Raw genomic sequence first — 11,000 nt, forward strand, 5'->3', positions numbered from 1 at the left:
CATCGTGTTTCTGCATGCCAGCCTTCGCCTTCTTAGCAATTCGTCCAACAGCAAAATTAGACCAGCACTTAGGGACGCCCCAGCGACTGGTCACCCACGGTCCATCCCCACGTGCGTGGGGCTCACCCGACCGGCGGCCTCACGAATCAGCGGTCGGGCGGTCCATCCCCACGTGCGTGGGGCTCACCAGCAGTTCCAGGGCAGTCTGGTGGTCCCGGTCGGTCCATCCCCACGTGCGTGGGGCTCACCCAGTCGTCGGGGTCGGTGTCGAAGTAGGGGTCGGTCCATCCCCACGTGCGTGGGGCTCACACTGAGGCGACTATCTATCTCCGGACTGGCGATGGTCCATCCCCACGTGCGTGGGGCTCACGATGCTGCCAACGGTTTCGCTCACCTGTTCTCCGGTCCATCCCCACGTGCGTGGGGCTCACCCGACCGGCGGCCTCACGAATCAGCGGTCGGGCGGTCCATCCCCACGTGCGTGGGGCTCACGGTAGGCCACGGCGCCGCACTGGTGGCAGGTGACGGTCCATCCCCACGTGCGTGGGGCTCACGCGGCGGCTGCGAGGACGGTGTTCTCGTCCTCCGGTCCATCCCCACGTGCGTGGGGCTCACGAACTGGAGGCCAACGAGCGGCTGCGTGAGGACGGTCCATCCCCACGTGCGTGGGGCTCACAAGCTTACGCGTGGACTCGTGTGTCTTGACCACGGTCCATCCCCACGTGCGTGGGGCTCACAGTTACTTACCTGCAACTTTGCAAGGCGTTATCTTCTCGTTACCACCCTTCCGGGATCGGCGGCATCTCTTGTTCCGCACCTTCCGACGCCGATAGTTGAACAAGTTGAAGCCCGTCGAAGTCCACAATCGCACGACGACGCTCCCCCGCTGTGCGAACGGTGAAACCCTGCTCGTTATCGTCGGGGTGAACGCATAGGGCAGCCCCGTCCCCCACTGAAGCACTCACCGCGGACCACAGCTCGTCGCGGACTCGGGCACTCATCGTTCCTACATACACTCCGGCGACCGGCTCGATCATCCATCGTGACAACGCACCCCGAACATGATTAGGAACCGCTGTAGTTGCAATCATGACGAGCTTGGCCATCAGGGCTCCTCGCTGTCCGCGATGTGATTGGCATAGTTCACACCGCCGGAGACAGCCCCGACCACCGGGTCCCACAAGTCAACGACTTGCCACGGCCCTCCCGAGCTCGGCGGCTCCTCTTCCGAAACGGCCTCCTCAGGGTCGTCTAAGGAGAGGAGGGTCTGCACATCCCGCACAATTTGCGGAATCAGCCGGTACAGCTTTAGGTCTCGACGAAGCCGCAGGCGCGCTTCTTGCTCCGGGTTGGCTGTCCTGCTCAAGGAGAACGCGAGCGGGATAGTGGTCCGTGCTTTATAGAGATCGGCGATGTCGTAGACGAACGCGTCTTGTTTTCCGGAGTGGATGAACCCGAGCGCGGGGTGGCAGCCCAGGTGCGCCAGTACCGAGTGCACCACCCCGTAAAGGGCAGCGTTGCTTGCCGAAAGCGCCTTGTTGACAGGGTCTTGGTCATCCCAGTCATGCGGGTTGTAGTTCCGTTTGAATGGTTTCACCCTGTTCTTAGCCGCCAGGCTTCGGTAGAGGGCTTTCATCCGTGCCCCTTCAAGCTGGCGCAGCCTTTCGATGGACGCACCGGGAGGAGGTTCTTCTCCGAAGCGCATCTCGTACATCCGCACGGCGACGTCTCGTCGGCGTCTGTCGTCGGAGTAGGCGCGTGCCTGCCGGTCGGTCCATTTCGTGGTGCGGTTAGGGGCGGGAAAGCTTCCGTAGTTGAGGATGCCTCCCGCCCCGCAGGTTACGACCGTTGTGTTGTGGCGCATGAAAGTCGCCATGGCAGGACTGGTGATTGAGGTTCCCGGTCCCAGTAGGACGCATGCGAGTGAAGCGGTGGGGATTGGGACTCGATGTATTCTTCCGGTTTCGGTTTCGACCTCCGCGCATACGCCGGTGTCGGTCTGCACTATTCGGCAGACATCCACGTAGAGGAAGGAGAGGCCGTCCGATACCCGGGGCAGCATCGCCAGTGTCGGACGGGCTAGCGCCTTACGGGGGTTATCCATGTTCTCCTTCCTCGATTAGGGCGAGGCTGAGCAGCCCGCAGCCGTAGGATTTGCCGCGGCCGATGCCGTTAAGTACCGCATGACGCACGGCGTCGACGTCAGAGATGACGGCTTCACCGTCGAAGCGCACGGCTGGGTGGCGGATTTTGCGGCTGCGGTCAGCGGTCCCAGGGTCGCGGACGTCATCGAGTGTCTGCGCGTAGGTGCTGAGGAGTTCCAGTCCGTTGGCTGCCGCACGGGAATGCCACCACGCCTCGGCTGCGGCCCCGCGCAGAGCCCAGGTGTACTCTCTTGGTTTTTTCGGCGGCTCTTTCAGGCCAAGGCGTTGGGTGTTGTTCTCGGACCGGCCGAGTCGTTTGGTGGGACTGGCCACAATCCGGTAGCGGACACGGCTGCCTTTGTCTAGCCGAGCCAGGAAAGGGTCGAGGTTACGCATCTGGACCCCGTGGTATCCGGGGCCAAGCCGGTCAACCCGCAGGGGGGAGTAACTCTGTACCAGCAGGTAGAGCTCGTTTCTGGTTTCTTCGATGCGGAACAGTAAGCCGGATTGCTGACGGGGGTTAGCGATCCGCTCCTCACCGAGGTCAGAAGAAAGCCGGATGAGTTTACGATGTAGATTTCCAGCGGTACGGAAGTCTGCTCGGGTCTGGCGGTAGCGCAGGTCAGGAACGATCTTGGTCAGCCACATCATGCTGCCTCCTCGGCGCACTGCTTGACGTATGTGAAAAGCTTGTTCTGGTAGTCCCTGCCGGGACCGGCCACGAGTGTCGCGGGAACCTCGGTGGGAACTACTCGGATCTGTCGGGTGGAGTAGCGGCGGCTCTTGCTGTCGAACGAGAGCGGAACGTCGTTGAGCACCGTCAGAGTGCGCGTATCTGGGTATTCGCCCTCTTCATAGATCAAGTCCACAAGCACAGTTGCAGCGTCTTCTTCCACCCTGCGATGGGGGAGCGGCACCGCTTCCACTAGTTCTCGCACCGGGTCAGCGACCCTGCGGCGCAGGACCAGTAGCGGGTCAGGAACGAACGCGCGCCGCCCCAGGTAGGGCTGCCAGTAGGGGGCGGCTAACGCGTCGGCGATAGTGTCTGCTTCCGGTCCGGTGACAGCGACGGTGAACACGGCGTCGGCCAGGTAGGAACGGCTGGTGAGGATGGTGGCTTTCTTAAGGTCGCGCCGTTCACCTGCAGCGGTGGGCACGGTGCGCTCTTTGGGAAGGCCGCCGCCGATCGTGTGGAAGTCGACGAGCCGCACCCCTGGCCGGTCGACGCGAACGGTGAACTTCAGTTCCTTGTAGCGGTCCAGAGGGTCGCCGCGGCGCACCCCCTGGGCGGCAGCGAACATTCCGATCAGACCGGAGCGGCTCGGGTAAGGCAGGGTGTCGCGTTCCCCGAACATGCTGTGTTCGCCCCAGCTTTGCATGGGGCCAGCTAGCCGCAGCAGGAAGCCACTCACTCCCGCTCCCCCTCGAAGGCTGCCGCGACCATGGCGTCGATGAGCGCCGGGTAGGAGTCGTACCGCTCCCCCAACGCGGCGAGGTCGGTCTTGTTTTCCACGGTCGCGTAGCCGCGGATCGCGTCGTCGGGCCAGACTTCGCGGAGCCGTTCGGCGTAGTTGTTGAGTTCCTGGCAGGCGCGGAGGGTGTAGCCGTCGCTGCCGTATAGCGCGGTTTCGAACGCGGGAGCGAAAGAGATGGGTCGGTCGAAGCGTACCGCGATGTGTACCAGGTCGGGCAGGGTCATGGCAGCGGTAGCGTTCTGTTTCCCGGAGGGGACCGTGCTCAGGAAAGCGCGGAGGAACTCGGCCACGGCGGTGCGGGCGGTTTGGGCGTCACCGGTGTTTTCCACCAGTCGGTCGAGGTTGACGTTGGCGTAGCGGTAGAACGTTCCGGCACTGAACTGGCCCGCGTTCATGTGGCCACTACCGTGGTCGTTTTCTTTGGGGATGTCGTCGACAGCGGTGAAGAAGTCGACTTCTACGGTGGTGCCGTGCACGGTGAACGCGTGCGCGAACTGCACTGCGCCGTCGACCTCGGTGGAGGGCAGTTCAGCGAGCATCCGACCGAACAAGTTGACTGAGACGTTGCGGCTCTTCAGTACTTCGGTGATGCGGTCAGCGGGGAGGATTCCCTTGGGAGTCTTCTTGGCTGCTTCTTTGGCGACGGCGTCCCGGTGCTCATCGGCGATGGCGGCGAGTTCGTCGATTGCGGGGACCGGGAGGTAGAACAGGACAGAAGTGGCAGGGGCCTCGCCGTCTTTCTCCTTTTCCAGTCTGATGCGGCTCTTCTTACCGACAGACAGCACGACTTGGCGTGCTCCGGCGTCAGCGAGGTCAGCGTCCCAGCCGCGTTCCCGAAGCCGCTTGGCGATCTCGCTGATGATACGGCGGGTGCGGACCGCCTTGTCGCCGAGCCGGGCTTCCACTTCGTGGCGGACGGCGCGCTTCCAGCTCTGGCTGGACACGCGAGTGCGTTCCTTGCCGCCGTAGACGACCGTCTTGGGGGAGCCCAAGTCGTCGCGGTTGATGTTGGAGTAGGGCAGGGTCTGGATGGCGTGAATGTCAACGAAAGTCATGCTGCTTCGGCCTCCTCATCGGTGGTGTTGTTCTTGTTTTTCTGCTCTGCTTGACGGGTCAGGGTTTCGAGGGTGCGGTGGTAGTCCTGGACCCATTCGCGGGCGACGTGGCGGGGGGTGTGGCCCCAGCGGGCCAGGTCTCGGATGAGGATCCCCCAGTCGATGTGGACTTGGTCGCTGCGCAGGTATAGGACCAGGCGCGGCAGGTGGCGGTGGACGCCGTCGAGGTTCTGGCGGGCGATCAGGTGCAGGCGCTGCTCGGTGCTGTCAGCGTTGAGCCTTTTGTCGAAGACGGCTTGAGCGAGGGATACTCCCAGGTTGGGCCGCCGGTCCGGCTTTCCATCCTTGGTGGCGCTGCTTTCTTCGGCAGGGGTTGGCTCAGTGAGTGCCTCGCTGTCCTGTGGTTCTCCGGTTTGTTCTTCGGTAGCTTCCGCTTCCTGGTCGCGGGCGCTTCTGGGCTGTGCGGCCATGATTGCTGCGACTGCGTAGAAGGCGCGCTCCACAGCGTGGACGTCCCATAGGGACGCGGCCCGGCGACGGTCGACGTCGTAGTCGGTGGGGACGGGAACGTAAGGGGCGACCACGCGGTGAGCGGCCAGCATGCGCGGATCCTCGGGGGCCAGTCCCACACCGCGCCGCAGTGCGGCCCGTGCCGCTGGTTCGTTGACAATGAGCTTGCTCACCTGTTTCACGAGGGCATCAGCGTGCTGGAGTATGTAGTCGCTGTTCACGCGGCTTCCTTGTCCTGTTTCGGTGTCCAGTTGCTGAACAGGGTGCTGCGGTGCCGCTCCACGACTTTGGCCACGCGGGGCCGTTCACAGTAGGGACCGGTCACCTCGTCGTAGGCAGCTAACGCGACCAGGTTGAAGGCGTTTCCGGGGCCTGCCATGCCGGGGGTGTAGCCTTGAGCGGGCCGGTCGTAGACGATGTTCCAGAAGACCGGCTCGGCTTTCGCCCAGTAGCGGCTCATGCCGTGCTGCACCCAGGGTCCGACACCGGTCTCGGTCTTAGCGTTGGTGCCGGAGCTAGTGGAGCTAGGGCTGTTACTTTCCTTCCACGCTTCTTTGCACGCTTTTTCTAGGCGGCGGCCGAGTGCTTCCGCGGCTTTGCGAGCCAGGGTGATACGACGCACGATTCGGGCGTTCTCGTTGTCGTCGGTTTCCCGGTCTGCTAGCCAGCGCAGCACGGCCGGGGTGGTGGCGGTGAACCACTGTTTGTCACGGGCCTGACGACGGTCCTGGTCGAACCCGAAGGCGCGCAGCCGCAGGGAGTCCAGGACTTCTTGGGGAACCTGCGCCAAAGGCGTGCAGTTGTCCAAAATTGTCGGCCGGTAGTTGCCGTCTTCGCCGTAGTGCAGCAAGGCGTCGAGGTCCCGCCATATGGCCCGTTCCGCTTTGGCTGGCCGCGGACGGACACTGCCTTCCTTGCTTGTCTGGTAGATGAGGTAAGGGTCGAGTTCTGGCGAAATGTTGCGTTCCCGCCACGCCCAGGTCACCCATGCATCCACGACGTGTGAACCATCTGGCGAGGGGTGCAGCAGGACAGCATGGCGGAAGTGGTCGAGCCTCAGAATCCCGGCGAGTCCCGCGGATTCTTCGGGAAGACCGAGCGGGTCGTTGAGCTCTGGCTGTTCCCAGAAGGCGAGGTCGGCTGCACCAGTGCCGGGGTAGGGAATGTTGAGGATCAGGCTTTCGAACAGGGTGCGGCCCAACGGGTGGTAGGAGACGGTGCCGCGCAGCGGCCCCGCGGTGACGTTGCCTTCGCTTCTTCCCCGGACAACGCGAGGCGTGCACGTCCCTGAAGGCCCGTAGCCGAGAGTTGCCAGCAGGTGCCAGACAGCCTCAGCGGAGTCGAGGGGGTGCGGGTCGAGGTCATGGTGGTGGCCGCCGAGCCACACCTGGTTCTCTCCCGCGGTGCGCCCCCATGCCAGCTTGTTGACACCCGAGGTTTTCGGACACTCTTCACGCAGGCGAGGATCTTGCAACCAGGGCCGCTCAGGGTGGAACAGGTCGAAGCGCTCCGAGTAGTCGGCGAAGTAGGCGTCGACCGCTTCCGGGTCGAGTCGTCCTTTGCTGAGGATCTGGCTGCGGCGAGCCTGCCATTTCCGCTTCGGATTCTTGTTTGGCGGCTGGTCGAGGCCGGTGATGCGGGCGGTGATCAGTGCGAGTATCCGCCACAGTACTGCCGCGCCAGGCGGAAGCGGAATCTCCACGTCGGAGAGTTCGTGGGAGCGGATGAGAACGTCACGCAGTCCCAGCATTTCGGGTGCGGCCAGGACGTCGCGGCTGCGCGCAATCAGCCAAGGAGCGATGGTCACATCAAATGACGGCGGTGAAGGAATGGCTCCTCCCACAAGAAAACACAGGGCAACCGACAGCACTGTCGGCTAGACCGACTAAGGACAGGCCAGCATCGTAGCTTCTAGTAGCGACTAGAATAGCATGAATCTCTCTGAAATCATGGACAACAGCAAAAAATCATCTGACTTGACTAAGAAGTCTCTCTGCACTGCCAGACTGCCACAGAAGCGGACAGCAAAAAATGGGAATTTGTTGTGATAGATAGACCTGCGAGGAACGGTTTGCTCCGTTCTTCCAGATCGGGACCTAATCCCTTATCTTGAGAATCCCATTCTCTCGCTGAATGTGATTTTCTTTTTGCGGAGAGTTATTTTTCGAGGGTGTTCTTGACGTGCTAGCTACGGAGCGATTTTCCCTGCTACTACTCGCAGTCCGAGATTCCTAGAACTCAGAAAGTCAGCTGTCCACAGGCGAGGCAGGACGGCTGCCCCGGACCCTTCCTTGTCTCCCCCCACACGCCCAGACACCCACACTGGAGGACACCTTCGACTGGACGTCCGAGGCCCAACTCCTGAGCCCGAAAGGGCGGAAGGCGGTAGGGCACGGTGCCGCGGTCAATCCTCCGGCCAACCAGGCCACGGCACCACACCCACTTCTAGGGTCAAAAGATCAGCCCCTTACAGGGATCAAGCAACCACTCTCGTCCACCGGTTTCAGTGGGGAGCACCGCGCCCTCGTCTGTCACACGTTGAGGTATAAGAACCAGGTCGCGAAGGTAGAACGACTCCCGCCATGCCTCAGGAGGATGGTTGTCCTCGGTGAGTTGACTCGCCCAGGGACCCATACGCACCGGGATCGTGCGGGCCACCAGGTCGCGGCAGTCTGCCATGGTGAACCGGCCCTCTCGCCCCGTGCCCTGTTCAGGAAACTCGACCGTGCATTCAGGGTCAAGCCAGCGGTTCCCCGCCGTGTCCACGTAGTAGCACAACACCCGGACTGAACCGGCACCGAACCGGGTCGCGAGCACGTGCTCGTCCACATCAAAGCTGAACTCGGTGAGCCCGTTCAGGTTGTCTTCCACATCGTCTGGGTCGGGGATGACCGCGTTGCGCGCCAAGCCGCGTTGTGCCAGCTCCTCCCCCATGCGCTCCATGTCTGCTTCTAGATCTTCAGCGAGCGAGTCGTCGTCATACACGTCGTCCACAAGCTGCTGCACGTCTTCAGGAATCTGCACCGGGGCCCCGTTCCTGCGGCGCAGCAGTGTGTACGTGCGCTGGAGCAATGCCAGCGGGTACACCGATGTCCAGGAACGCGGAAACCACGGAGCCCCATCAGCGTCGCCGTTCTGTTCCGGGGTGAGTACCACAAGCTCGGGCTGTTTGGCCCATTGGGGACGGTTGATGATGCCCAGGTGTTCGTGCCGCCAGCAGCGTCCCGCCCGTTGCAGCAACAGCGACACTGGAGCGAGGTCGCTGATCATCAAATCCACGTCCAAGTCGAGGGACTGCTCCACCACTTGGGTGGCTACCAGGACAGCGCCGCGAGTGGGTCTCCGTCCGCTCTGTGCACCTTCTTTACCGAACAGGTCAACGATGGTCGCGGTGATCTCCGTGCGCTGCCGGTTAGGGAACCGCGAATGCAGCAGGTAAAGGTCGGGGGCGTCCTCACCGAGCGTCGCAAACCACTGGGAAAGCAGATCGTAGACTCCCTGGGCTTCAGCAACCGTGGTGCAGATGATCGCTGCGCATCCTCCCTGCTTCACTAGTGGAGTCAGCTCCTTAGCGAGCACCGTGGACCGGTTTAGGGCTCCCTCCTTGACCGGCACGTCCACAAGCCGCACCTCCAAGGGCTTGCGGGGAGTCGTAGCGATAGGCAAGGGGTCGACGTCGCTGCTGCGAGTCACTTTTCCGATCCGAGCGTCAACGTGCAGCCAGCCAGGGTAGGAGACCTCCGAAACAGGCTGCGGTTCAGACCTGTTCCACCTTCTGCCTCGGGCACCTTCCAGGTACGCCTTGACAAGTGAGTTCGCGATGCTGTGATGCAAGGTCGCCGACAGCAGCACTACCGGCACATCAAGCGTGCCCAGCCAGCGCAGCAACTGTTCCAAGAGGACCTGCATGTAAGGGTCGACCGCGTGCGCCTCGTCGACAACCACCACTTTCCCAGCAAGCCCGAACAGGCGCAGCGCGTTGTGTTTCGCACGCAGCACCGCCATGAGTGCTTGGTCGATTGTGCCGACTGCCCAGGGAGCGAGTAGGCCCCGTTTACGCCCCATCAGCCAGTCAGTTGCGGCAAACGGATCGCGGTGCCCGAGATTAGAGAGCACTTTCGACACGCCTGGCAGGTCGGCGGGGGCGTAGTCGGGATTCAGCCACGCCATTGAATGCAGGAGGGCCAGCGTGGAGGAGCGCGGAAGGTCTGTGTTCTCCACCCGGTAGCGTGCGTACTCCTTGAGCCGGGTGTGCATCTGGTCAGCAGTGGCCATGGTGGGAAGCGCAAGAAAACGTCCAGGGCGCCCCGTTGCCTTCCCCAGCAGATCCGCCACATGGTAGGCGGCTTCGGTCTTGCCCTCACCCATGGGCGCGGTGATCAGCACTAATCCCGGACCGGTGCACAGGCAAGGAAGGTGTTTCGCCAACGATGCTTGAAGGCCGTTGGGCTTGCTCAGGTGCGGAAACGACTCAGTGAACGTGGCCGGAGGAACTGTGATCGGCCGTAGACCCGCGGCGTCGAGAAGTGAGGGGATGCGCCGTAGCGACGTTTCAAAGTGGGCGCGCAGTGCAGACGCGGAACCGTCTGCGGGCAGGGAGGTGAGACGTTCCAGGAGAAAATCCTCCTGGCTGACCAGCCAGTCAGCAAGGATGACCAGGCCGCACACGACCGATGCTGTAGGCCCGTCAAGCATGTCAGGAGGTGTGGGACGCCCCGTCGCATCAAAAACTGCGTGCAGCAGGGCGTGGCGCTGCTTCTCCCAGTGCGGCGAGGAAAAGCCGAACTCCGCTAGCGGATTGCGGCTTTGAAAAGAGGGGTGTGGGTGGAACGTACCGTGATGGCCCCCAAGCATCTGGGCAACGAGGCCGGTGACTAGTCCTCCGTTGGGATAGCCGAGTGAAGGAAGCGCGAACGGCAGCCATTTACCGGTCGCGGCAGCATGGGACCTTTGTTCCCCACTGAGCTCCTCCCCGGGATAAGCGGAAAGGTCGATAGCGATCTGCTGTTGGAACTCTCGGGTTAGTTTCCCTATGTCATGCAACCCCGCCCAGAAAGCGATGCAGTGTCCCGCGTGCTCTTCGTCAGTCTCCATAGACGAAGCGATCGTGTCTCGCAGCCCGGGAGAGAGATATTCGTTCCACAACACCAATGCCGCGGCAGCAGCGTCGAGGGAATGGCACACCAAGGGGTAGGTCTTGCCGCGAAGGCCGCGTTCTTTCGCCCAGAACCTCAAGTCGAGCGGTGGGATACCGTGCTTGTCATCTGTAGAATCGTGTTCGGGCACGTTTCCTCCTGAGTTCTGCTGCCTTAGCACGCAGAACATAGCGTTCCAAGCAACTTGAGTGAGGCAATTCCACAAAATTGGATTAGAGTGCCCGCAGAGGGAAGCACGCCCACCAGACAGATAACGCGAAGATAACAGCCCACAAAACTGCAGGTCAACAACTGAGAGCCCCACGCACGTGGGGATGGACCGGATCCAGCGGATCCGGATGCACCGCCGCGGGTGAGAGCCCCACGCACGTGGGGATGGACCGCCTCACCGAACGCCGCCCGGGTGATCGGGTCGGAGAGCCCCACGCACGTGGGGATGGACCGCTGGTGGGCAGGCCGGTAGAAATCGGCGGTGGGAGAGCCCCACGCACGTGGGGATGGACCGGGTTTTTGTGACCCACGTCACACAGAATAGTTGAGAGCCCCACGCACGTGGGGATGGACCGCGCGTGGTCAGGATGGCTAGCGACCTAGATGAGAGAGCCCCACGCACGTGGGGATGGACCGAGGTAGAGACCTACTACTCCCACGCCGAGGAGG

8 protein-coding genes and 2 CRISPR repeat arrays are annotated in these 11,000 nt (G+C 62.6%); all 8 genes read right to left on the reverse strand.

The features are described 5' to 3' along the window. The first annotated feature begins 98 nt into the window (after positions 1-98). Positions 99-737: a CRISPR direct-repeat array (repeat unit 28 nt; unit sequence GGTCCATCCCCACGTGCGTGGGGCTCAC). Positions 738-776: 39 nt separating this feature from the next. Then, positions 777-1,106, reverse strand: a complete 330-nt coding sequence (gene cas2e / locus TF1_RS15755) for a type I-E CRISPR-associated endoribonuclease Cas2e (protein WP_081430411.1) — start codon at positions 1,104-1,106, stop codon at positions 777-779. Next, positions 1,106-2,104 (reverse strand): type I-E CRISPR-associated endonuclease Cas1e, encoded by a 999-nt coding sequence (gene cas1e, locus TF1_RS04250; RefSeq protein ID WP_061783655.1) that lies wholly within the window; start codon positions 2,102-2,104, stop codon positions 1,106-1,108. Before cas1e ends, cas2e begins: the two co-directional genes overlap by 1 nt. Next, positions 2,097-2,795: a type I-E CRISPR-associated protein Cas6/Cse3/CasE gene (gene cas6e / locus TF1_RS04255; RefSeq protein ID WP_061783656.1), complete on the reverse strand. Its 699-nt coding sequence runs from the start codon at positions 2,793-2,795 to the stop codon at positions 2,097-2,099. The genes cas1e and cas6e overlap by 8 nt, the downstream gene beginning before the upstream one ends. Further along, positions 2,792-3,556 carry a type I-E CRISPR-associated protein Cas5/CasD gene (gene cas5e / locus TF1_RS04260; RefSeq protein ID WP_061783657.1) on the reverse strand — a complete coding sequence of 255 codons (765 nt, stop codon included), beginning with the start codon at positions 3,554-3,556 and terminating at the stop codon, positions 2,792-2,794. The genes cas6e and cas5e overlap by 4 nt, the downstream gene beginning before the upstream one ends. After that, complete coding sequence (cas7e, locus tag TF1_RS04265) at positions 3,553-4,674, reverse strand: type I-E CRISPR-associated protein Cas7/Cse4/CasC (RefSeq protein ID WP_061783658.1); 1,122 nt, start codon at positions 4,672-4,674, stop codon at positions 3,553-3,555. Before cas7e ends, cas5e begins: the two co-directional genes overlap by 4 nt. Beyond that, entirely contained in the window at positions 4,671-5,405 is a 735-nt protein-coding gene (gene casB / locus TF1_RS04270) for a type I-E CRISPR-associated protein Cse2/CasB (RefSeq protein ID WP_061783659.1), read from the reverse strand. Before casB ends, cas7e begins: the two co-directional genes overlap by 4 nt. After that, on the reverse strand, positions 5,402-6,991 hold the full coding sequence (casA, locus tag TF1_RS04275; protein WP_255266138.1) for a type I-E CRISPR-associated protein Cse1/CasA: 1,590 nt from the start codon (positions 6,989-6,991) through the stop codon (positions 5,402-5,404). Before casA ends, casB begins: the two co-directional genes overlap by 4 nt. Positions 6,992-7,635: 644 nt before the next feature. After that, positions 7,636-10,470: a CRISPR-associated helicase/endonuclease Cas3 gene (locus tag TF1_RS04280; protein ID WP_061783661.1), complete on the reverse strand. Its 2,835-nt coding sequence runs from the start codon at positions 10,468-10,470 to the stop codon at positions 7,636-7,638. Positions 10,471-10,633: 163 nt separating this feature from the next. Then, a CRISPR array of direct repeats spans positions 10,634-10,967; the repeat unit is 29 nt; unit sequence GAGAGCCCCACGCACGTGGGGATGGACCG. Positions 10,968-11,000: the final 33 nt, after the last annotated feature.

This window comes from Thermobifida fusca NBRC 14071 = JCM 3263 (assembly GCF_001592045.1).
Classification (GTDB): Bacteria; Actinomycetota; Actinomycetes; order Streptosporangiales; family Streptosporangiaceae; genus Thermobifida; species Thermobifida fusca.

Bases quoted from the DNA above. Each gene is read 5' to 3' on its own strand.
- cas7e (WP_061783658.1), bottom strand. From the start codon at position 4,674: ATGACTTTCGTTGACATTCACGCCATCCAGACCCTGCCCTACTCCAAC.
- cas6e (WP_061783656.1), bottom strand. From the start codon at position 2,795: ATGATGTGGCTGACCAAGATCGTTCCTGACCTGCGCTACCGCCAGACC.
- cas2e (WP_081430411.1), bottom strand. From the start codon at position 1,106: ATGGCCAAGCTCGTCATGATTGCAACTACAGCGGTTCCTAATCATGTT.
- cas1e (WP_061783655.1), bottom strand. From the start codon at position 2,104: ATGGATAACCCCCGTAAGGCGCTAGCCCGTCCGACACTGGCGATGCTG.